At 65.1% G+C, this 22,541-nt stretch carries 16 protein-coding genes; 3 read left to right on the top strand and 13 right to left on the bottom strand.

The genetic code is table 11. The features are described from left to right. Positions 1-121: 121 nt before the first annotated feature. From ACFXA3_RS07550 to ACFXA3_RS07575, 6 genes are all read right to left on the bottom strand, one after another. Entirely contained in the window at positions 122-904 is a 783-nt protein-coding gene (locus tag ACFXA3_RS07550; protein ID WP_385183321.1) for a hypothetical protein, read from the bottom strand. A 14-nt stretch (positions 905-918) separates the two neighbouring features. Continuing rightward, positions 919-1,797 (bottom strand): radical SAM protein, encoded by an 879-nt coding sequence (locus ACFXA3_RS07555; protein WP_385183324.1) that lies wholly within the window; start codon positions 1,795-1,797, stop codon positions 919-921. Beyond that, positions 1,794-3,095 (bottom strand): radical SAM protein, encoded by a 1,302-nt coding sequence (locus ACFXA3_RS07560; RefSeq protein ID WP_385183327.1) that lies wholly within the window; start codon positions 3,093-3,095, stop codon positions 1,794-1,796. Before ACFXA3_RS07560 ends, ACFXA3_RS07555 begins: the two co-directional genes overlap by 4 nt. A 4-nt stretch (positions 3,096-3,099) precedes the next feature. Continuing rightward, positions 3,100-3,459, bottom strand: a complete 360-nt coding sequence (locus ACFXA3_RS07565) for a hypothetical protein (protein ID WP_385183329.1) — start codon at positions 3,457-3,459, stop codon at positions 3,100-3,102. A gap of 170 nt (positions 3,460-3,629) precedes the next feature. Beyond that, complete coding sequence (locus ACFXA3_RS07570) at positions 3,630-3,902, bottom strand: hypothetical protein (RefSeq protein ID WP_385183332.1); 273 nt, start codon at positions 3,900-3,902, stop codon at positions 3,630-3,632. Beyond that, positions 3,899-4,114: a hypothetical protein gene (locus ACFXA3_RS07575; RefSeq protein ID WP_385183335.1), complete on the bottom strand. Its 216-nt coding sequence runs from the start codon at positions 4,112-4,114 to the stop codon at positions 3,899-3,901. Before ACFXA3_RS07575 ends, ACFXA3_RS07570 begins: the two co-directional genes overlap by 4 nt. A 238-nt stretch (positions 4,115-4,352) precedes the next feature. On the opposite strand from ACFXA3_RS07575, the gene ACFXA3_RS07580 reads away from it, so the two are divergent. Beyond that, on the top strand, positions 4,353-5,675 hold the full coding sequence (locus tag ACFXA3_RS07580) for a DNA-binding protein (protein WP_385183338.1): 1,323 nt from the start codon (positions 4,353-4,355) through the stop codon (positions 5,673-5,675). 15 nt (positions 5,676-5,690) lie between these two features. Here ACFXA3_RS07580 and ACFXA3_RS07585 read toward each other — a convergent pair whose 3' ends face one another. From ACFXA3_RS07585 to ACFXA3_RS07615, 7 genes are all read right to left on the bottom strand, one after another. Further along, positions 5,691-6,716, bottom strand: a complete 1,026-nt coding sequence (locus ACFXA3_RS07585) for an NAD-dependent epimerase/dehydratase family protein (protein WP_385183340.1) — start codon at positions 6,714-6,716, stop codon at positions 5,691-5,693. Between the two features lie 34 nt (positions 6,717-6,750). Further along, positions 6,751-7,479, bottom strand: a complete 729-nt coding sequence (locus ACFXA3_RS07590; RefSeq protein ID WP_385183343.1) for an HNH endonuclease — start codon at positions 7,477-7,479, stop codon at positions 6,751-6,753. Between the two features lie 107 nt (positions 7,480-7,586). Continuing rightward, positions 7,587-9,152, bottom strand: coding sequence for an AAA family ATPase (locus ACFXA3_RS07595; protein WP_385183346.1), 1,566 nt, complete (start codon positions 9,150-9,152; stop codon positions 7,587-7,589). 232 nt (positions 9,153-9,384) lie between these two features. Then, the gene (locus ACFXA3_RS07600; RefSeq protein ID WP_385183349.1) at positions 9,385-12,138 is read right to left on the bottom strand and encodes a DUF499 domain-containing protein; all 2,754 of its coding nucleotides are present in this window, start codon (positions 12,136-12,138) and stop codon (positions 9,385-9,387) included. A 101-nt stretch (positions 12,139-12,239) separates the two neighbouring features. Further along, entirely contained in the window at positions 12,240-14,951 is a 2,712-nt protein-coding gene (locus tag ACFXA3_RS07605) for a DUF1156 domain-containing protein (protein WP_385183352.1), read from the bottom strand. A gap of 22 nt (positions 14,952-14,973) precedes the next feature. Beyond that, complete coding sequence (locus ACFXA3_RS07610; protein ID WP_385183355.1) at positions 14,974-18,438, bottom strand: helicase-related protein; 3,465 nt, start codon at positions 18,436-18,438, stop codon at positions 14,974-14,976. Between the two features lie 172 nt (positions 18,439-18,610). Then, positions 18,611-20,176, bottom strand: coding sequence for a hypothetical protein (locus ACFXA3_RS07615; RefSeq protein ID WP_385183357.1), 1,566 nt, complete (start codon positions 20,174-20,176; stop codon positions 18,611-18,613). Positions 20,177-21,094: 918 nt separating this feature from the next. Here ACFXA3_RS07615 and ACFXA3_RS07620 point away from each other — a divergent pair. Together ACFXA3_RS07620 and ACFXA3_RS07625 are read left to right on the top strand one after the other, a co-directional pair. Further along, positions 21,095-21,322, top strand: a complete 228-nt coding sequence (locus tag ACFXA3_RS07620; protein WP_385183363.1) for a helix-turn-helix domain-containing protein — start codon at positions 21,095-21,097, stop codon at positions 21,320-21,322. Positions 21,323-21,385: 63 nt separating this feature from the next. Beyond that, positions 21,386-22,474: a tyrosine-type recombinase/integrase gene (locus tag ACFXA3_RS07625; RefSeq protein WP_385183360.1), complete on the top strand. Its 1,089-nt coding sequence runs from the start codon at positions 21,386-21,388 to the stop codon at positions 22,472-22,474. Positions 22,475-22,541 lie beyond the last annotated feature (67 nt).

Here is a 22,541-nt window from a genome sequence, read left to right on the forward strand (position 1 = left end):
GCCCCGCGGCCCGCCGCGGCGGGGATGTGCGGGCGGGCCCCCCCCCCCACCCCCCCGCGCCCGGGCGCCCCCCCCGCCGCCCCCCCCCGCCCCGGGGGGGGGCGCCCCAACAGGGGTTCGCTCAGTACCGGGTGTGGCCCAGGTCGAGGGCCCACGCCTCGGCGGGGTTCTTGTCCCAGTGCTCGCGCAGGGCCAGCTCGCGGTCGGCGTACCGGCCACGGCGGCACAGGCCACCGTGGGAGAGGGTGACACTGAGCGCGAGCGGCGATTCCGTGGTGACCCAGTGCGGCGTCAGGGCGTGGCTCCACAGCTGGTCACCTGGCTGCATCGTCACCGACTGCCGGTCCGCCTCCCTGTGCGGCGGGGGAACCTCGGCTGTGGTCTCGCCGAGGACCGCGGCTTCTGGCTCCAAGTGCTTGTCGGGGTTGTGGTAGCTGTGGAAGGTCTTGACCCCTTGGACCTGCCACACGAGACCGTGCGAGTTGTCGTTGTGGTAGGTCGAGGCCGCGCCTTCGGTGGACAGGAAGAGGATCGGTGCGCACCGCTGCCACGTGAATCCCTGCGCCGACAGATAGGTGCGCCAGGGCACCATGACCTCTTCTTGGAAGCCGTCCAGGAGCTCGCCGTAGAACCGGGTGAGGTTGAAGTGCACCAGGCGGAACGGCCACGTGGCGATCTCATCGACAGGGGCCGTCTGGAATGCGGCGGTGCGGTCCATGCGCACCTTCCAGTCGTCTTCGCCGAGGATCGTGAACCGCACTTCCTCATCCCGGCGGACGTGGTCGAGGACGTCGATCGCCGGCAAGAACAGATAGTCGAACGGGACCTGCATACGGAAGTTCGGCGGCTGCCTCCAGTGGTTGCTGAAGTCGTGAGGGTCGGTGACGGAGACCGACGGTTGCACGTGAACCTCCAGGGTCAGGCCGCCGCGCAGTCGCGGGAGGCGGGGCGGCAGATGGCGGCGCAGTCGGGTACGACGCGGTCCGTGGCCTGCGCGTCGAGGAAGGCTCTGATCTCAGTACGTGGGGCATGAACACTGATCTCGGATGCGCCGTAGGGGCAGCGCCGCACCTCACCCTTGGCGGACACATAGAGGGTTGCCGACCGGCATGGGTGGCTCTCCTCCTCGGACAGCTGCATCCGCCGAAGATCGTCGAGGTAGGACCGGTATCCGTTCGACAGGAGGAAATACTGACCGAGGGCCGCCGTATCGCGCGCCCTCTGCCGCAGGGAGTCCTGGACCGATCGGCTGTCCCGGCTCAGGGCGTCTTCGGAGAGGAGGACGGGGCTCAGCTGGACGTCGATCCCAGTTCCCGCCACGAGGCCGGCGAGCTGCGCGACTTCCTCGCCGTCCACATCCCAGTAGGTCAGATGAAGGACTTTTGAGGGGGTGTCCACGGCGTCCAGTGTCGCGACAGCCGAGGCCGCGCTCCGGGTGGTGCGGCCGAGTGTCATCGCGCCCTGCGAGTCCGCGGAGACGGTCACGTTGGTCAGGAGGTGACCGACCTCCGCGAGGGCGGTGACCTCAGCCTCCAAGCGGGCCGAGGTCACCATGGACACCGTCATGCCGAACTGGAGGGCCAGGCGGACGAGCTGCCGGAGGTCCGGGTGGTGGGTCGGCTCACCACCGGTCAGGCACACGCCCTCCACCCCAGCCTCTTTCAGCCGCGACAGGGCACGCGTGTACGTCGCGGTGGTGAGGAAGCCGCGGGCGCGGTCGGCCCGGAAGCAGAAGCTGCACGCAACCTCGCAGTGGCCGGCTGTCGAGACCAGCGCCGTACGGGCGGGGGCGCTCATTGCACCCCCGTGTTGTCCCACACCGCGATGGCCACGGTGCTGGTGTAGAAGGCGCACATCTGCGGGTCTGGGGTGCTGCCGCCGACGAGCGCCTGCTCGTTGCGGGACGGGCCGCCGCAGATGGCCAGCGCCGGGCAGTCGCCGCACTCGGGGAGCGGCGCGACCTTCTTCGTCGCCCTTGTGAGGAGGGTGGGGTCGGACCGCAGGTCGTCGAGGGTGTGGAGGAACGAGGGCTCGGTGAAGTTGATGTCGCACACGCTGACCCGGTTCCCGGGCAGCAGGGCGGCGTTGAGGCTGCGGTCGCCCTGCATGTGGTCGAACAGCATCGGCCGGCGGGTGTCGAGGGCCTGGAAGGCTCGGTCGAGGACGGAGAACAGCATCCCGCCCTTCCCAAGCGCGGTCAGGCGGGCCTCGTAGAGCTCCCGGGCGAGGTCGGCGCCGTTCACCCGCCACTCACCCCCGGTGGGGATCGGCGTGTTGACGTAGATGAACTTGAGGCCGAGGTCGTCGATGATCCACTGCACGCTCTCGGCCAGGCGCCCGATGTTCGACGCCGTGGGGGTGAGGTTGCAGCCGACGTGCAGGCCCTTCGCCTCGACCAGGCGCCGGACGTTGCGGCGGATCCGGTCGTCCGCGGGCTGTCCGCCGAGGAGCAGCCGGTTCGCCGAGTTGATCCCCGGAGGGCCGTCGATGGAGATGCCCACCCCGTACTCGCGCTGTACGAAGTGGTCGAGGGCCTCATCCGTCAGGCGGGCGCCGTTGGTGACGACCGTGCGCCGGACCCGCGCTACGCCGTAGCGGGCCGCGAGGGTGTCGGCGAGTTCATCGCCGTACTGCATGAGGTCGAAGCGGATGGTCGGCTCGCCGCCGAACCACTGGATCGAGACCTCCTCCTGCCCCGCGTTCTGCTCGAACAGCAACTCAAGGCCGGCGGCGAGCTCCTGTTCCGTCATGTCCGGCTTGCCACTGTTGGTGTCGACGAAGCAGTACGTGCAGGCCATGTTGCAGCGGTCGGTGAGCACCACCCGGAGGCCGCTGATCCGGCGCGGCGTCGGGTCGATACCCAGAGCGTGGAGGCGGTGGTGGAGTGCTTCACGGCGGTCGGCCGCGGGGCCGTCCTGGGTGAAGCCGAGCCCAGCGAGGGCTAAGTGCGTGGCGGTCGGGGGGACCCCGGCGAGGTCAGAGACCTCGCCGGAGTCGAGAAGCACACTCTCCAGCGTGACCGGGTCGAGGAGGACAGCCTCCCCGTTCCGGTCGTACTGGAAGTATTTCCCCCACAGCAGCTGGGGAGTGGCCACTGGGTCAGGCCGCCGTTTCCTCTTCGGCGATGCCCAGCTCGGCCATGACGGCGCGGACCTGGTCCTCGGCGTCGGCCTGGAGCCGGGCAGAGGCCGCGGGGGAACCGCCGTCGGAGAGGACGATCACGCCGGGGAGCGTCGGGTTCGGCGCGATGACCGTGAGACCGGCCGGCTCGGTGCTGATGACCATGACGGCGCCCTCCAGGTTGACCCAGTCGGTGCGGTCCTTCATTGCCTCGAGGATCCGGGCCTGCTTGTCGCGGAAGGAGGCGCGCTCCCCCATCCACACGCCCGCCTTGGACTTGGAGTCCACGACGTCCGCGTAGATCAGGTGGTTCTGCTTCTCTCGCCTGGGCTTCGGCATGACTGATCTCCTTGATGGAAGGGTGACTGCCCGGGGTGGGCCGTTCTGATCCGCTCTGCTAGCCGCCGGTCCGGTGCCATGCGCACCTCGCCGGATTGTTGCGCGGCGCCCTGGGACGCCGTTCCCCACCCGCTGCCGACCGATTGGCCGGCAACGGGCGGGAAGCTTCTTCAGCTGTGCGTGCCGCAGTCCGGTGCCGACTGGGAGATCGGCCGTAGGGGCTGGAGGGTGTCCGGATCGGCGGTCCATTCCCGACCCGAGTGGTCCATCGGGCGCATGTGCGCCACCTTCCTGACTGGCCTGCCGGTGAGTTTCGATACGTAGACCAGGACCGCGCCCACGGTTCCGCGACGTCCGCTGGCGGGGTGTGCGACGTCCCGACCGAGGAACCGGTGCCCCGTGTCCTCCGTGACCCAGACGTTCGCCTCCGTGGTCGTGCTCATTGGGCTCCCCCGAGACCGAGGAAGGCGTCGAACTGGGCGGAGCTCCAACTGGAGGGGTCGCCGTTCTGGCTACGGAACGCCTCGGCGGCCCGGGGCAGACCGCGGCGCTCCAACGGGGAACCGGCGACCGTCTCCGCGTACGGGGCCACGACGGCCTCGTAGCGCGTGCTGGTCGCGCCGGGGGTTCGTCGGGGAAGCCGAGGGCTGCTCACGTTCCACTCCCTTTCACTGGAGGCCGTCGAGGTGGCGTAAGAGTCCCCCGGGTACGGGTGTCACGACCACGACGCGGTAGGTGTCATCTGGTGCTCGCCAGAGTGACCGGGGTGTCACGGAGGTGGCACGGCGATGTCATCTGCACGGATTTCATTGCGCAATGGGGGTGTTGACCGGTAGGCACGAAGTGGAGCGGGGCGCGATGTGGCCCGTCTCCTGACCTTGAGGGAGCGACTGATGGACGATCCGGCCACGCTGCTGCGCGTGTTAGTCCAGCAACGGCACTGGCGCTACAGGGACTTCGTCGCGGCGTTCGAGCGCGCGGCCTCACAAGCCGGCGTGCAGGGCATGTCGGTGTCTGAGGCACAGTTCCGGCGATGGACGTCCGGCCGGATCAAAACCATCCCCGGACCGGACACGTGCCGGGCGCTGGAGCAGCTCTTCGACGTGGAGGCCGCGGCACTGTTCGGGCCACCGCCCACGCTGTCGACATCGACATCGGTGACTCCCACTGCGTACGACCTCGAAAGTGAAATCGCCATGACCGCACGTGACGCCGCTGATGAGGCGGGTGCTGCCGCCGCGCAGTCCGTATCCGACACGACCATCGACCAACTCCGCGACGACGCCTTGTCTCTCGCCCGCTCGTACGGCGCCGTCAGCGCCTTCGATGTGTTCCGACGGGCGAAGGTCTTGCGCTCGGAGGCGGAGCATCAACGGGGACTCACCAAGGTGCCCGTGCAGCAGCAGGACCTGCTGATCGTGGCGGGGCAGGCGTGCGCGCTGCTGTCGACCGCCGCGTTCGACCTCGGCGCCCTGGACGACTCGGCACGCCTCGCCCGGTCGGCAGCCCTGTACGGGGAGATGGCGCGGTTCGATCCGCTACGGGCCTATGCCACTGGGTCCTTGGCGATCTGCGCGTACTTCACGGGCCGTCCTTCAGAGGCCGTACGGCATGCGCGGACCGCGCTGGCCTATGCCGGTCTGGGCGACACAGCCAGGCGACGGCTGTTGTCCATCGAGGCCCGCGCCCACGGGCACCTCGGGGACAGGGAGCGGACCACCCGGGCGCTCATCGCGTCCACGCGGCAGGACAGCGGCGAGCGGGACGCGCTGCACGACGATGTCGGCGGTGAGTTCGCCTTCAATGAGGAGCGGCTGCTGATGTCCAACGGCACTACCGCCCTGCTCGTCGGCGACGGGGCAGGGGCGGAGATGACGGCGCAGCGGGCGCTGGATCTGGTCGCGTCCCGGCCGCTGGCCCGGCAGTCGATACCAGTACGGGGCAAGGCCGCGGCCGACCTAGCCGCTGCGCAGCTGCTCCGGGGGGACCTGGACGCGGCGGCGGCGACGCTGGAGGCGGTGTGGGCGATCCCGGCGGAACAGCGTGTGGCGGGGCTCCTGGAGCGCACCGGCGCCTTGCGGCGGGCTCTGACGGCCCCCACGTTCAGAGAGACGCGGGTGGCCGTCACGCTCGGCGAACAGATCGAGGAATTCGGGCGCCTCTCGGCGCCGAGGCAACTGGGTACGGGGAGCGGACTCCTGTCCATCGAACCCTGACTCTGCCCCCTGTTCCTACGGGTGGCCGAGAGCGGCGAGGATCCGGGCTTCCTTGGCGGGGTCTACGCCATGTTCGGCCCACCTCGGGTGTGCGACTGGTCGGCCATCTGCCTGCATCCACGCCCAGGTGTCGGCAATGGTGTCGGCAAGCGGACGGCAGTGGAGCCCGGCTGTCACAGCGCGGGAGGGGTCTACGGACCACACCCCGGAGTGGGTGCGCCAAAGTGGAAGCTCCGTCCACTGCTTCACACCGTGCGCGGTGAGCGTCGCCACATCGGCCCACACTGGATTGCCAGTGCTGCCAGTAACGGCCAGGCATTCAGCGATGAAGTCGGCCCAACTGATGCCCTGGGGGTGGGCGATGTTGAACTCCTGGCCGGGGCCGCCGGTGCCACCGGCTCGATCGAGGGCAAAGGCGGCGACGTCTCGTACGTCCACGGGCTGGATCGTCTGGGCGGCCGGCGCCGGAACGAGGATGGGGCCACCGCGCTGGGCACGGGTGAGCCACCAAGGGAGGCGGCCGACGTACTCGCCAGGCCCCAAGATCACCCCGGGGCGCAGGAGCACCACGTCGTCCCCGAAGGCTGTGCGTACGGCGCCCTCTCCGCCGGCCTTCTGGAACCCGTACTTCGTCGGGCTGCCGTCGGCGCCGGTGTGCCCGAACGCATCATCGGCATCCGGCGGGCACTCCAACAGTGGGGAGTCCTCGGTGAGCGGGTGGTGGGGCCAACCTCGGTAGACGGACACCGTGGAGATGTGCACCCACCGGGCGGCGGCCGGGCGCAGGATGTCGGTGGCGAGGAGCACGTCACGGGGTGGGAACTCGCTGCTGGACGTGTCGATCACGGCATCCCACGGTCCGCGTGAGGCAAGCCGCTTCAGGTCGTCGGGGCTTGTCCGGTCACCCCGGACGGTGTCGGCGCCCTCGACCACACCGGAGCGGCCCCGATTGAACGTCGTTACCTCCCACCCGCGTCGAAGCGCATCGTCAACGATCGCTCGGCCAAGGAACCAGGTGCCGCCCATCACGAGAATCCGCATGAGGACGACCCTGCCACGAACCGTCGCGGGGTGGCTACTCCAGCGCGAAGCCACCATTGATGTACCAGGGGTTGCCTGCCAAAGCTTGGTACATGACGGCCCGCCAGAGGTTGGGGTCCTCGTCGGCCAGTCCATCTGCCTCGTCCTTGAGATGCGGTCCGATCATCGATGGAGCCTTCCGCCTCAGGACGTGCCGCAGCCCATTCATCTCTCGAGCAGCTTGGGATCCGTATAGGTCCGCGAGGCCAAATGTCTTGAAGTGCCCGCGCACTCTAGTGGCGAGAACATCGTCCCACGTGTTCGGAGGTACGACGAAGTACTTGACGACGGCGGGAGCTTCTTCAATTACTCGTGCGAAGAGCCACTGCTCTTTTCCGATGTCGTCAAAATATGGATGTAGCGCCTGTTCGCCGGCCTCGCTTGGATCGGTGTCGCTCTTTACCATGTTGCACTTGAGGCAGGCGGGGACCAGGTTGGTGGGGACCACGGCCAGCAGTGGGTAGTGAATTTTAGGTAGCGTATGGTCGAGGGTCTCGACGTCACGGTGACCACAAAGAGGGCAGCGGCCGAGAGGGGCCGCATCCTTCAGCTTGTCGTACTCATCTCTTGCCGCCCTGTCTGTGCGAGATAGCATGCGCTGCGTGTAATTCTTCCTTAGATCTTCCCTGTCCAAATCGTCGGCGGGCTTGATCTTCAGGTCGCCCAGTGTGTGGAGAGAGGCTGAGGAGGCTGCGGCGTCGAACTGTATGGCCGCATTGACCACCTCTTCCTCAAGGGCTTGAAGGCGTGCTCTGGTTTTCGGTCTCGACTTTTCGATGCACAGTGCATAAGCCGTGCGGGCGGAGAGGGTCGGGCGCGGAACAGTCCACATTATGACGGCCCTTCCGTGTCGTTAGAATCCCGAACAGCGATGAGGGAGCGAACAATGGCCTTCGCTTCTCCTCCAAGCTGTCCACCGAATCGACCGAGAACACTCTCGTATGAGAGGCCTTGGCGCACGGCCGCCTTTAGGTCGCGATGGAATCCGGAGTCGGTTACTTCCAACCCGAATACCTCATTCGTGAGGACGCCAACGTTCTCGCCGAATGTTTCGAGACTTGGCCGGTCGGCGCTCAGCTGTCGCCCGTAACGCCGCAGCTTCCATACGCAGGAGGCGGGGACCTCTTGGAGGACGACGGGGGAGTGGGTTGCGACGACCGCCAGACCATTGCGGTCGGTTAGCAAGTCGGACAGGGCGCGTATAAATGCCGCCAGCAGTGGCGGGTGTAGATGAGATTCAGGCTCGTCAAGAACGACCAGTGAGCGCTCAGTGACATGCTCCACCAGTCGGGTCATGGTCAAGAGGACAACCTTGTGCCCAGAGCTCAGTCCGACGAACAGCTGCTTCGCTTTGCGCCGGCGGATATTCGAACTCTGCGTAGACTGGAAATCTTCTAGCCAGCCTTCTTCAAGGAATCCGCTGCTCGCGTACTGCAGGGTTCTCAGGGCCCGAGCCCACCGGTCTGCACGCTCCCCGGTTAGGCACGCTTCGACACCATCGGCGAAGTCAGCTTGCAGCTGGGTGGGCGTCTTAACGCGAGGTGTTCGAGTTCCCGTCGATGGTATCTTCAGTCCTACGTAAGCGTATGAAATTGCAACGTCATCGTCGGCGAGAAGTGGGAACTCGTCAAAGGCGCTGAAGGTGACGCTGACTAGATTCGCAAAGGAGCTGCGGGCGCCGCGGTCGTATTCGACGATTCGCCCTACCGATTGAGGGTCAGCCCTGTAGTCGCCGACGGCACGTGCCAGGTTGTTCAAGAGGAAGGATTTGCCGACACTGTTTCGCCCGGTCAATACATGAATATTCGTTGATGGCCGCGAATTCGGGGAGACCCCGAATTCTAGGATTGTAGACTTGCCCCCACCCCCATCGGGAACCGGGGCCTCGTAGGCTACCTGGAAGCCTGACACGCGGGAACCGCCTTGGGCGATTCGGCGAAACTGCTCCTCTACAGCGCTCGGTTTCAAGAACCGCATGAGAGATTCGCGCGTTACCTTCTCGTGTTGGACGCGATCGAAGATCGTCTCGCTGAATGCCATGTCCTTGAGTGCGGTGAGGACAGAAATGCGGACTGCGTCGCCGAGCTGGCGTAGGCGCTCGTAGTACGTGTCGTCCTGACCGAGGGAAAAGAGGCGTTCTCCGAGCACCTCAAAGCTCTCAGGGATACGCACAACCCGACCTGGGCGCTTCGGGCTCTGCTCCAGGCCCGAGTGCATGCCCAACTCGCCGATCTTCACCTCACCGATCCCGTGGCGCCGGCCGTCTTGGTCGTAGATGACCAGGTGAAACATGGTGACGAAGCCGAAGTCATTCCATCCGTTATTACTGACAAGCAATGCCTGGGACCGTAGCCCCCTCGGCTGCCGTCCACCCGGAGGCACGACCGTGAACTGCACTGTTCCTCCGCTTAGTGCGATCGGCTACTCCACACAGCCGCCCGTCTCCTTCCCTCACCTGTATCCAGCCCAGCAGGTCAGGAAAGTCATGCGTGCACAGCCGCCACAAATATGCAGAGAAGCGTCGTGAAGTACAGGGGCTGACGTCGACCAAGCTTGTGGCGACGCGCAGGGTGAGGGATGTGCCTCGTGCCGTGCGCGTCGCCGCATCGCCGGTGGAGAACGGCGGTGTTTACTGCGTGTTGATGTCGAGGTCCTGTGTTGCTTCCTCGAGGGGTTCCACGAAGCCGTTCCGGAATGCGACTCGCCCGAACTCGCCTTCGGCGTGAAGGCTGACCTCGATGCGAACATCCCCCTTCTGCTCCCTCAGCCAGGAGAGGGTCCGCCCGAAGTTGAAGAGGCCAGCCCTGTCGATGACGGCCCGAACGTCGACGACTCGCACAACATCGCTGGGCTCTCCAGCGACTGGCGGGCGACTCGTCTGCGTGCTTACCTGCGGGCTTGTGGGCGGAGCCGGGGGAGCAGGCTGGGGCTGAACCGCTTCCTCGTCTTCCGGCGTCTCGGGGGCCGGCTCGATGGTGGACTGGCGGCACTCATGGGCGTAATCACGCCAGAGGATCGCTGCGTCGGCAGAGAGGTCGATCTCATCGGCCGTCAGTCGTTCACCGAAGCGGACTTGGCGGGCCTCACGGGGAACCACGCCTTCCTCGTCGCGGACGATGCCCACCACATAGCCGAGTTCACCGTCGGAGACTGCCTTGGCGATGGCCGAGGAGATGGCCTTCTTGTCCCACAGTTTGGTGAACTCGTAGTAGCTATAGAACCAGTCCACCAAGTCCGCGCAGGTGACCACCCTGCGGTCCGGCCCCAGCCCTGCTAGGGCGACGAGCCTGGCAGCGGTGACGGACGTGAACACACGCTGGCTGAGTGCTTCCACCACACGCTCGTGGAGCGCGCGGCCTGCTGCCAGCATGGTGCGCAGATCTGAAGGCTCAAGTACGTAAGGTGCGTCACCCGTCCGCGACCTCGTGGGAATGACCACCGTGCTGTAAGCGGCGCCGATCGCCACAGACCCGTCACGCCGAGCGTTGCCAGCCTTGTCCCGGAGCTCGTCGATCTGCTCGGGACTGAAGGTGTACTTTCGGGCCTGGGCCAAGAGCGAGTCAGCTGCCAGTCGCAGCCTTATCGCGTGTCGGGCGAGGTCGAACTGGGACTTGTCCGGGACTACCAGGGCAAGACCGTTTCGGTATCGCCGAGGACTCCCCTTACCTGCCTGCTCGATGAACTTAGCCTGCGGATCACGATCCTCAGACCAGTCCGGGTGCAGATAGACGACCGTGAACAGCGAGCGTTCGTCATCGATCCCACCAGGCGTTTCTGGCCAGAGGGCAACCCCCCTAGTGCCCTGCAGCTGCCTCTCGAGCTCTCCCCGTACCTCGGTGAGGACCTCTGCGGAGCTGAGCTTTGTGGCCTCGTCCCGGACGAGCTTCGTGAGGTTGGGAGTTGGTTCGAATCGGTATCGACGTCCCGTGTAGTGGAGGTACAGCTCCTCCTCACGTAGGTCGTGCAACGCGGAGATGACAACGTTCCGCGTCAAGCCAGGCACAAGGACACTTCGAACCAGGTCTGACTCAAGGACGCCACGATCTTCGCCCTCGCGCGCTCCGAAGCTGTACAGCATGATGGCCGTCGCTACGCGAGTACCCACCTGTAGCTGCGCGATCATCGGGCTGTCTGCCCCGAGCGTCCGGTCGACCGTCGTGCAGCCTGCATTTTCCGACGTTACGTCGCTCGAAAGAACTGACGTGTACCGCTCCCGCTCGCCTACCTGCGAGAAGAAGGCGCCCCGGGTTGCCTCGTCCGTGAAGTCGATGTCGCCGGGACCGATGAGGGGACTCTTAGCCCCCGATCGCCACAAGGCGTGGACCGCGGCCGCCAGGAACTGCAACGCGCCACGGGTCCGCTGGTAGGAAGGCAACGACCCCCAGCGGTGATACATGAGGTCAAGGAGGTCAGGGTGCAGGGGATACGCAGCCAGGACCCGCTTCTCAAGAGAGTCTGCGGCCGCCTCAGCCTCTCGACGAGCATCCCCGGTTTCCGCCGCGGCTAGGAGCTGCTTTCGGAGGAGATCCGAATAGGACCGAGCAACGTCCTGATGGATGGCCTCGTCGCCGAGTTCCGCAAACAACCGTCGTTGAACGACGCGGAGTACCTCGTCGCCGGCAACGGGCTCGCGCTTGGCGTCCACTCGGGCAACAAGCTTGTCGAGGTCGCTTAGAAGCCCCTCGGCCCCGACAGCCTCGCCGACACTCGCCTGGAGGCTGTAAACCATGGCAGCCCGCGGCTGCGCACTGATCGCTTCAGTGAGCGCTTGGACGAACAACATGGCCTGGCGGCCGGCGTTGGACTCTCCTCGCGGGAGCGCCATGGCCTTCTCGACATAGATCAGGACCTCGTCCAGGAGGATGAGGGTTGGGCTGTCACCAATGACCTGCCGCAGGACATCTCCGCCGGGAGCGGATCCCGTTACGTCGTGCTGCTCAACGAGTTCGTAGCGTCCGAGCTGCGCCGCAAGCTCTCCCCACAAGGTGTGCGTCTCGACGCCCGTCGCCCTCATAGGCGAGAGAGGATCCAGCTCCTCACCGGAAAGCACAGCAACCTGCACATCACCTGGATCGGCAATGTCCTTCAGGTCCGTGCACGCAGCAACCGAGGCGCTGCGGTCACGAACCAGGTGGAGGAGGGCAACCAAACTGTGCGTCTTTCCGCCACCGAACGGCGTACGCAGCTGCAGGACATGGGAGCCGCTTCCCCCTGACAGGACGTCCATGACGTCGGTCAGCAGCTCCCTCATCTTCTTGGTGAGGTACGTCGCCTGGTAGAACCTACCGGCCTCGGTATAGACAGGCGCGATACCTGGCCTGCCTCGGAAGACGCCGGCCAGGTTGGCCGCATAGGTGCCCATGTCGAGGACGCCCGCCGCCACGTCTTGATGCGGACGTGCGACCTCCGTCCAGGGCGACAGCCGATAGCTCGAACTCACAGCGTTCCAACCCCCTGTGCTTCAACGTTGTGGATGGCCAACACTCAGAGCAGTCCTCGTTCACCGATGATCGTTCTCCACGACACAAGGAGTCGTTCCGCCGCACTCGCTTCTCGGCTCTTCGTCTCGCTGGAGCTGGAGCGCAGGGCCCGGCCGGCCAGAGTCTGGATGACCTGGCGGAGTGCGATCACGTCGACGTTTACTGACATCAGGTACGGGCGAACGTCGGCCGAGCGGTGCTCTGCACGCCAAAGGACCCCATGCGCAACGTCAATGAGGGGCGGCGTGGCTGACGACTCAAGCTCGTAGAGTGGCATCGTCCCGGTTGCTTCGGTGTCGGGTTGTCCCAGACGCTCATCGTCGCCGCGGTCTTCGAAATCCCTGAGAACGACTGTGGATTTGACCTTGGAGACGAGCGGATTGGGGCCCGTTGTCAGTCCACCGGAACCGTCCAGGTTGGCACCGGTCATCCGGGAGAGGTTGTTCGCCTCATCGAAGGGAACTGCGGCGTACCCGTAGGAGTACTGCGCTGCCACGTAGTAGCGGGTAATAGCGTCGGTACCGGCCAGCGACCCGAAGATGGCGTCCAGGACTCGGCTCTGAACCATCTCCAAGAACGTCTCAGCCGGCAGTACCTCTCCGTTGTCCTGCTCGACACGCTCGTACCGGGTCAAGGCGCGAAGTCCGGCCCCGACGGTTGCGATGACGAGGTCCGATCCTGTGATGCCGAGCTCCTCCAGACGTGCCCGGCGTTCCATGATGATCTGATCGAGCTCGGCCATAACCTCGGCTTCGCTGCCCACGCCTGCGTCGGGCCTGCGCTTTCGTGCCACAAGGAAGATGGAGGAGGCGAGACTGGCCGTGCCGCGGCCGACGGCCCTCTCCGGCATCTCCGTGTCAAGAGGCCATGCTTCAGTGATGGTGAAGCCTGCGTTCTTGAGTGCCTCTACGAGGCTGGACCACCCTGAGGTGGTCTTGTGTGCGTAGACACACACCAACGGCGCACCAGGCTTCAGCACCCGATGGGCCTCGGTGAACGAACGCTCCATGAGGTCTTCGTAGTGCTGCCGGGCTTCATCCTTGTCGCCGGCGTGGCGGTAGGCGGCGACAACCGCCTCACTCCTTTTCGGTGTCAGCTCCCCACCGAGATCAGTCGGGTACAGGAAGCCAACCGACCGCTTGAGCCAGACATAGAAGAAGTCCGAGAGGTCCGCGTACGAGATGTTGTCGTAGTACGGCGGATCTGTGATGACCGCGTCCTGGGAGTCGCTCGGCAGAGGCAGGGCTGCGGCAGAGCCGCGGACACAGGTGGCAGCCCTCGGGAGAGTCGACAGTCGATCGATGAGGTCGGCGGTTTCCTTGAGGTACTTGCGTACGTCTCCAGAGGCACCCGCGAAGGGATTGGCCTCGTAGAAGTCCCACACCATGGGCAGCGCCTGCCGGGCGAACGTGTTCGTTCCGCCCTCGTTCTTGGTGTCGAGTCGGCACAGGCTCGACAATCGGTCGGCGACTCTGTTGAGAGCCATTGCCAAGGCGGTCGCCATGGCGCCGGCCCGACCTGGCTCCATTCCCTCGTCGCAGGCCTTTTCGTAAACCGTGTGGATGCCTGAGGCGAAGGTGCTCAGCGCGAGAAGCTGCCTGGGGGTGAACAGGTCACGGTACTGAGCGAACCCGTAAACCATGCAAGTGCCGCCGGTGATGCGCATCGTGCCGGGAAGTGGTTCGGTGAGGGGATCAACCGGCAACTCTTCAAGGCGCTTCAAGCACTCCGCGTCGTCCGGAAGCTCGTATTGGCCGACGGCGAGGTAATCGCGCCCCTTGCGCCCAGGCTTTGCCGCAAGCGCGGCGAGGGGGGCCGTGCCCATACGGCCGGCACGAGCCTCGGCCTTGACGTGCTGGCCGGTGACGGGGGCACCGCAAATGCGGCATGACAATTCACCGCCCCGCGAGCCTTCTGCGGGGTCAAATCCAAGTGCTTCTTCGGTCGCGGCGGTAACCACCTCGTAGCGCAGCGACAGCTTTTTGCGGTCAACCACGGGCTTAAGGGCGACGAGCCGGTTCTTCTTCCGGCCCAACCACGTTTGCCGTACGAGATGGGCGTCATGCTCTTGGACCGCTGGATTGGGACAGCGAACGGTGCGCGTCCACAGATACGCCAAGGGGAGTCGCTGCTCGGTCTCATCGTCGGCGAGGAGGTGCTGCTGCCCGGTGCCACCGTCGACGGTCGGGTAAAACTGAGCCAGGTCCTGCCAGGCAGAGTCGACCCAGATCTGGCCCCACTTACGCACGTCGTCCGCAAGCCCAGGGTAGCTCTGCGGAAACTCCATGAGCATGCGCTCGATGAGGTGCGCGACCGGGTTCAGTTCGTTGGCTGTGACATCGCACCCGAGGCGAAGCGCCTCAAGGGGGATGGCTCCTCCCCCGGAGAAGAGATCAACGACCTTGGGCGGAGTTCCGTTGCTCGCAGCAAGGACTTCGTTACGGGCCGTGCGGATCGCGTGTTCATCGCCCCCCCAGGTGCAGAGCGAGTCGAAGAACCCCGATTCCTCCTCGAGCGTGCGGGTGCGTCCATCCGCCGGCACCAGTGCCGCGTAGACAGCAGCGCGGGAGGCCGCGAGCGGTCGCCGAGCCCACCAGAGGTGCAGCGAGGCGGGGTGGCCGACGCGGCCGCCGACCTTCTCGCTGGCACTGGTGCGGCTGATGACGTCAATCGGGATGACGTCTTCGATCAGCCGCTTGTCACTGCTGTCGCGCACTCTATTCCTCTCGCTCCGCAGCTCAGGCTTCTGTAACCGCGTGAGCTCGAATGCTAGCGCCCGGTACGCGATAGCCGGTAACCTGCCGGATTTCGGACACATTGGGCAGGGTGTGGTACGGGTCTTGCACTCTCATCAACACTGGGCTAGTCGTCGCGCTGTAGACCACGTACAGCCAGAAGCCCGCTGCCCACCGCTGGGCGGCGTACCACTCGGTCCGGTACAGGCCCACGTCGCCCGAAGCGGCACTGCGCCCCTTTACCTCTATCCGGCGCACCTGCGTGCTGCCGTCAGACAGCGTCCGTGTCGATCGGACGTCGAAGCCGCTTCCGTCCATCAGATGTCCCAAATATTCGGGATCCCAGCCCTGCTCCACCTCGAAGGCCATGGCCACCGCGACCGCAGCCTCCTCGACCTCCTTGCTGGCGGGACGCATGACGTCGACGTCTGGGTCTTCCGGCGTGCTGGGCGGCACTACAGAGGCGGAGCCCAGGTGCGTCACCTTGCCCGAGCGCACAACACCCAAGCGATTGAGCGACTCCAGCTTGGAGGCTCGCCGATGCTGAAGCTCCTTGAGCTGGCGTGCCGCATTGTCCCGTTGCAGCCTGTACGAGTCGTCGCCTGCAGCGACCTTGGCATCGTAGGCGTCCCAACGGTTCTCCAGACGATGCTTCTGTGCGTCCATCGCCTCCTTGAGGTAGGAGGCGCGAAGATTGGCTTGATCGAGTCGACTGTTCCGCTCTGTTGTACTCCGCGCCAGCTGAACTTCGACTCGCAACCAGTCGGTCGCCGTCTTGATCTGCTCAGGCGAAAGGGCCGTCGCCTGGCGCGCTTCTGGGGGTGTCGCAGGAGTGAGGGTGTGAAGGACGTCTGCGGGCCCGCGGTGGAGGCCGTCATGGTCCTCTATTACGGCCACGACCTCTGCGAAGGCTAGCTCCGAGCTGCCGTGAACGTCTTCTCCCACCACTTCATAGGCGAAGAGATGGACGAAGTACGGCGTTCGAGTGCCGGGGTCGATGAACGCTGCGGCGCCCTGGGGGACGTTCTCGGCAGCAAGATCACGTTCAAGGGATTCAGTGAGCGCCGCGAACAGCGGGTGGCCAGGCGAGCACAGTACTGCGTCCTCGTGCTCGACCCGCTCTCGCTGCTCCTTCCTGAAGGTGAGCTTGCGGTACTCCGATGCCGGTCGGCCGCGGTGCTTGACCGCAGCCAGGTCCTCGCTTCGCAAGGCGACGGGGACGTGCTCGATCCTGAGCAGTTGGTCTCCGCGGCGCTCGACGCGAAGCCGCTGGCGATTGGCGGCGCGGAGAAAGAACGCCTCCGCGTACTCCGGCATGAGGCGACGCTCATCGGAGAGGAAGTTCTGACCTCGAACCCAGTCGATGTCCACGTACTTTTTAGCGAGGGCGATGCCCGTGTCCTTCTCGTACGCCTTCAACTTTTCCGAATCGAGCCGGTTGATGGCAGCGACCGCTGCGTCTCTGTTCGCCCGGGTGGGGTTGGCCAGAGTCTCCTTGACGAGCCGCTCGAAGTCGATGCCGTTGATCGTGAGGAGTTCGCCGATTACGTCGTAGACGCGACCGTCAAGGTCGGCCCGCATCGCCTCTAGGCGGGCATGGAGACCCGCCAGCAGCTGACCCTCGACTGTATTCGTGGCGCAGAAGTTGAAAATCCAACAGTCTGCACTCTGTCCGATGCGGTGCACCCGGCCCATGCGCTGCTCCAGGCGCACCGGGTTCCACGGAAGGTCATAGTTGATCATCAGGTGGCAGAACTGGAGATTGATGCCTTCGCCGGCGGCTTCGGTCGCGATGCAGATCTGCTTGTTCTGCCGGAAGTCGTGCTGGATCCTCTTCCTCTCGGCAGGGGAGTGGCCGCCATGGATGGTGCAGACCGAGTAACCCTGCCTGCGAAGGTTCTCCTCGAGGTAGCTCAGCGTGTCGCGGTGTTCCGTGAAGATGAGGAGCTTCCCGCGGCCATCCCGTAGCTCCTCGAACTCTGCCCGCGCAAGGCACTCTCGCAGCGCGGCCAGTTTCCTTTCCTCCCCCAAGTCCCGCACCCTGTCGGCGTGGGAGACGAGCTTCCGGAGCTCACTCACCTCAGCTCGCAGCTGGGAGATCTGCTCTGCGCTGCTGACCTCTGTGGCCAAGGCGTCATCGATGATCTCGTCGATGTCGTCCGAGTCGGTTTCCCCGTCGTCTTCGAAGTCGGAGTTCGCCGGCATGCGCCCGAGGGATGCCAGGCGGCGGTTCCGATCCGCTGGCCCCATGACATTCAGCTGGTCGACGAGGTCGCTCAAGCGGTCGGCCCTCTTGGCTAGCGACGACCTGATGGCTCCCAGGCTTGATGCGAGACGGCGCTGCAGGACCGTGCGTGCGAGAGCTACTGCGTTGCCGCGGGGGCCCCCGCTTGATCCCAGATAGGTGTTCACGTATTCCGTGACATCTTGGTACAGATTGAATTCGGCAGTCGATAGCTGGAACGGCTGAGTCCGAACGTGCCTCGCGACAAAAAGGGCGTGATTGTGCTCGTCTACGAGGTCTTCTTTTTGGCGACGCAAGAAATAGGGATTCCCTGCGTTCGAAATCTGTTTCTTTACGAGATCAGGCGTCGAAAATTGGTCTGGGTCTAGCAGGCCCAGGAACCGGGTGAACCTATCCTCGTCTCCTGAGTGCGGCGTCGCGGTGAGGAGGAGGAGTCGGTCCGCCTGTTGCGCCACACCTTCTACTAGCACATATCGCTTGGTCTTTACGACCCGCTCATCTTTTCCCCGCTTCGTGAAGGCTGATGCCTTGTGGGCCTCGTCCACGATGACCAGGTCCCACTGTGCGCGAAGGAGATCATCGCGGACATCGTCGCGCTTCGCAAAGTCAATGCTGCTGATGACGAGCGGGAAGCGCTCCCAAGGGCTCTGGCCGAGCTGATTGCGGACCTGTTCGCCGGATACGATCTCGAACTGCTCGTCAAATTTTTCGAGCATTTCGTCTTGCCACTGCGTCGTAAGCGGTGCAGGGCTAAGAATTAGGATTCGTTCGACTGCTCCTCGAAGCTTAAGCTCCTTCAGGAGGAGTCCAGCCATGATCGTCTTTCCGGCGCCAGGGTCGTCTGCGAGTACGAATCGCAGCCGGGGCTGGGGCAGCATATGCCTATAGACGGCTTCGATCTGATGCGGGAGGCCGCGGACACCGCTCATTGAAACAGCGAACAGCGGGTCGTGAGCGAAGGCGTGCCTAATGCGCTGGGACTCTACCCACAGAAACAGATCTTGAGGGTTGACGAGCTCGGCCTTCGGTGCAGCCTTCGCGAGGGCAGCCTCGAGCTCAGATTGCAGCACCTGGGTTTCATCTGGAGCTCCGTTGGCGTGACGAACCCTGACAAGGAGGACGCCAGTGCCGATCGTCTCGACGTGTTCCACTCTGACGGGATGCGCGAAGTGACCATCAAGCATGACCAAGCGATTCCTCGCGCGCTCGCCGACATCGCTCACTTTGGGTCCTTCCGTCACTTCCCTAGCAGCCAAGCCCAAACGTAGCTGATGGCTGTGACATGCCGGCTGGCGTCGCGGCTTCGCGTGCAGACTCCAGTCAGAGTCCTTCGCCGCGCGCGCTGCCGGGCCGGGACCTCTGTGACCCCGGTCCGGCAGCAGCGGCTTCCGGTGTTCAGTACTTCTTCACGCCCACGTGGTCCACGATGAAGCGGCGGCCCTTGGGGTCAAGGGCGAAGTGGATACGACCGCAATCGCTGTGGGCAACCCCGTCGCGGACCTTCACATGTGGCAGGGTGTCCCGCCGTTCTCCGTCGAATTCCACCCAGCGAAGACCGGCATCATTCTTGATCGTCAGGTCACTGGTGGCAACCCTCAATCTGTGTTGGGTGGAGAACCACTCGTCGAGGTGGGGCATGGAGCCTTGCGGTTGCTCGTACAGGTCAGCCGCCGCTTTCGCGAGCAGGACCAGTTGCTCAGTCATCTCCCCAGGGAAGCGGTAGCGGCTCGCCTTCCAGCTGCGCTCGGCTCCGGGGGTGAAGACGATGCGCCCTTCGGATGCTGCCTCAAGGGCACGGTACGTTGCATGCGCCTCCCCCGTCTGAAGGTCTGGAATGGCACCCCACGGATCACCCAGTGCCGAGCTCTGGGATGCCCGCTCCTGCTGGTAGAGCTGGCGCCATCGGGTCGCTTCCTCTTGATGTTTCGCGGCTTCAGCAGCCTTGCCCGAGAACTCTGCCGCCCGTGCCGCCTCCGAGATCGCCAGCTGTTCCCAGGTGCTGACGTCATCCTCAAGGACACGGATGCGCTGCTCCAGTGCCTTCCGCTCGGCAGCTGCATCACCCACTCGGCGGGCTTCCTCGACCTCAGCAGCCGCGCGCTTGGCGGCTGCGCGCTGCGCGGCATGGCGCGCCGACTCCCACCCCTTGTCGGATCCGCGCGCCAGGACGGACAGTTCTGCCAGGGTTCGCATCCAATGGCCCACCATCCCATCGGTGGTGACCTCGGCACGGGAATAGCTGGGGTGCGAGAGACTCAGGTCAGGCCATGCGAGCAGGGCTCCGCCGTCGGGGACGCGCAGGGCAGGCTGGGCGTGCAGGAGCGCCTGGCTGGTTGCGTAGTTGAGGGTCACCACCTGGGCAAGACCCATGAGTTGTGACGAGGCCCGACGGGCGACCTGCCAGGCATCGTCGTCACGGGGATGCATCACAAGCGTCGGCAGGCGGGTCGGAGAGGCCAACGACTCGGCAAGGACCGAGACCAGCTCGATCTGGCGGATGGGCTCGAATCGGCCGGTCACCCGCTGGCTCAGCGTGCGTAGGCTGAGAGCATCGTCCCCGCAGGCGACTCCCAGCACGTTCGGCCGAAACAGGGGCGGATCCTGTATAGGGGACAGCCAACCGCTCGGAATCTCCTGGCCCATCACGACTCGGAATAGCACACGGTCTGCCAGGTCGGCCACGGTCACCTGGGTGACGAACCGCGCTCCGCTGTCGACTGGGTGGGAAAGGTGGACGCGCAGCGCGTGGGTGTCGTCGCCCTCCTCGACCCTCCACGAGGCCTGCCTCAGCTCACGGCCGGGCGGCTTGGCCGGCAGGAGCGTGTCGCCAGACCGGGTGAGATCGGCCTCGGAGGGGCCGCTTCCGGAAGGGCCTCCCAGCCAGGTTGCAAGATGCCTCCGCAGCCGTGGCACGACGTCAGTAACGGCATCAGAAGCTGGTGACACGTCAAACTCAACCACATATAGAGGCTGCATCCGCTCTCCTGCGCAATCATGGGGCGTCATGAGCAAGTTGGCGCAACGATAGTGTGAAAGCGTGGAAGCGGAACCGGTTCTTGTGCCCGTGCGGCCGTCTCCTCGTCCTCTGGGTCAGGCAGTCGCCGAAGTCTGAGCCGGAGCCGAGCCCAACCTCCCCGCTGCCGTGCCGGCTTCGATCGGCTTCAAGATGGCGGGCCACAGCCTTTCCTCCTGCGGGGTTCTGCGGTGGCGGACCACTGTGTTGCGAAGTCCGGCCATGGCTAGGTTGTGGTACGGGCCAGCCGCCAGCGGCTCGTACGTTTTCGTCGCGGCGGCGGGCGGCAGCAACCCTCCTGGCCGAGTTCGCTGGTGGCAGACCAGCAGCCCAGTCCATTGAGTGGAGATCGCACGGCAACCCATGTCAACGTACTGGCCTGGCAGAGTCCCAGGTCAGGGGGCAATTGCATCTTCGATGGGTGCGGGCCTTCCGGCTTTTGATGGGGAGCTTCAAGGCGCGACACAAGATCAAGGCCACCGAACTGCACGGGGACGGATGCCCGCCAGCGCACGAGCACACGAGGGGAGGGGCCACTGACTGCAGGGTGCGCTGGCCGCTCGCGGTACCTGGCCGTGAGCGCTTGCGGGCAGCGGGGCGGAGGATCGTCCACAGAGCCGTATGCGGCGGAGATGGGCAAAGGCGTCGCAGTGCTCAGGCCTAACCTGCAGTTCGCGGCGGAGCGCGGGCAACGGGAGTCCAGCGGGGATACCCGGATTGATGGGTGGCCAAGGCAATTATCACCCGATCCGTGAATTCGGAAATCCCGGATTCTCCAGATCATTGGATCTGTTCGCAGTGGCTGTGCTCGGCGGTGGAGCTGCGCGGACCGCTCGGTATACCTCGCCGTGGTGCTTAGCACCTCGATGCCCAAAGGAGCTTTCTCTGTGCACTCGCGCTTGCTCTCCATTCCCGCTGTCGCAGCCGCCCTGGATGTCGACCGACGCACGGTATACCGCTTCATCGCCGCTGGGGACCTGCCCGTCGTCGACCTGCGCACCGGCACGGGACGGTCTCGTGTGCGTATCCCTGTTGCCGGCCTCGACGAGTTCATTAGCAGCCGAACGGTGGCCTCCGCGACGGCTCTCCACTAACCCTGCCCTGCTGTATTGGTCTCTTCACCTCCCAAGTAAGGAACAGTTCTGTACCTGCGCAGATTGAAAACCGGTAACTGGCAGGCGACCGTACGCAATCGGGTTGGAGACCGATTCAGTGAGTCGTTTCCGCTGAAAACGCAGGCTCGGGCCTGGGGCCTCGACAAGGAGGCCCAGTTCGCGCGCGGAACCCTACGAAATCCTCGCGCGGGCGAGATCTCCTTCGGAGAATGGCATGACCGATGGTGGGGTGCGCGGGTCGTAGAGCCGCACACGCTGCGCGGCGATGCCTCCAACATCAAAAACCACGTTCTGCCACATTGGGCTGCCTGGGAGATGGGGGATATCACGCGTATGGATGTCCAGACCTGGATCCGTGTGTTGGTGGACAAGGAGGTGGGATCCTCTGCGATCAGACGCGCCTACAACCTAACGTCCTCCATCATGCGCGCAGCCGTGGACGACGACGTGCTTCCGGTGAGTCCCTGCCGCAGCATCGACTTGCCCACCATCGCGGTCAAGCCTCCGCAATGGTTCACCCTCGACCAGGCGCAGAGTGTCCTGGACGAACTCTCGCCCCCGTGGCGGACCATGTGTTTGTTGGGCTTCTATACGGGTCTGCGCTGGGGTGAACTCGCAGGCCTCCACAGCCATCGCATTGACCGGCGCCGCTCGCGCCTGTTCGTGGTGGAGGTCAACACCAAGAGTGGGATCAAGGAGTACCCCAAGAGCTCGAAGAGTCGCCGGGAGGTACCCCTTCCGGGCCATGTCCTGGAGGCTCTTGTACGCCACACCCATCGGCTTGAGCGGGACGCACTCGTCTTCACCACCACCACCAAGGGCCGTGCTGGGCGCCGCCTCGATGACGGCAACTGGAGGCGGCAGACCTGGTGGCCGGCGGTGGGCGAGGCCTCCTTCTTCGATACGGACGGCGAGCAACAGCCCGTCCCGCACTACCCGCCGCACTCCATGCGCCACACCTGCGCGTCGTGGCTCGTGCAGAAGGGAGTCTCTCTGTACGAGGTTCAGCACCTCCTCGGCCACGAGAGCTTCCAAACCACTCAGCGTTACGCTCACCTGCAGCCAGATGCCCATAAGGCTGTCCTCGGGGCGTGGGAGCGCCTGGAGGCCCCGCTGATCATCGCTGCATGAACGACTGCGCCCTGTCCGTGACGGACAGGGCGGAGTCGGTCATGGAGGCGGCGGGTACCACCGCCAT

This window comes from Streptomyces sp. NPDC059456 (assembly GCF_042750055.1).
Classification (GTDB): Bacteria; Actinomycetota; Actinomycetes; order Streptomycetales; family Streptomycetaceae; genus Streptomyces.

Coding starts and splice junctions, on each gene's coding strand:
- ACFXA3_RS07620 (WP_385183363.1), top strand. CDS start 21,095: ATGCCCAAAGGAGCTTTCTCTGTGCACTCGCGCTTGCTCTCCATTCCC.
- ACFXA3_RS07580 (WP_385183338.1), top strand. CDS start 4,353: ATGGACGATCCGGCCACGCTGCTGCGCGTGTTAGTCCAGCAACGGCAC.
- ACFXA3_RS07570 (WP_385183332.1), bottom strand. CDS start 3,902: ATGAGCACGACCACGGAGGCGAACGTCTGGGTCACGGAGGACACGGGG.
- ACFXA3_RS07585 (WP_385183340.1), bottom strand. CDS start 6,716: ATGCGGATTCTCGTGATGGGCGGCACCTGGTTCCTTGGCCGAGCGATC.
- ACFXA3_RS07555 (WP_385183324.1), bottom strand. CDS start 1,797: ATGAGCGCCCCCGCCCGTACGGCGCTGGTCTCGACAGCCGGCCACTGC.
- ACFXA3_RS07565 (WP_385183329.1), bottom strand. CDS start 3,459: ATGCCGAAGCCCAGGCGAGAGAAGCAGAACCACCTGATCTACGCGGAC.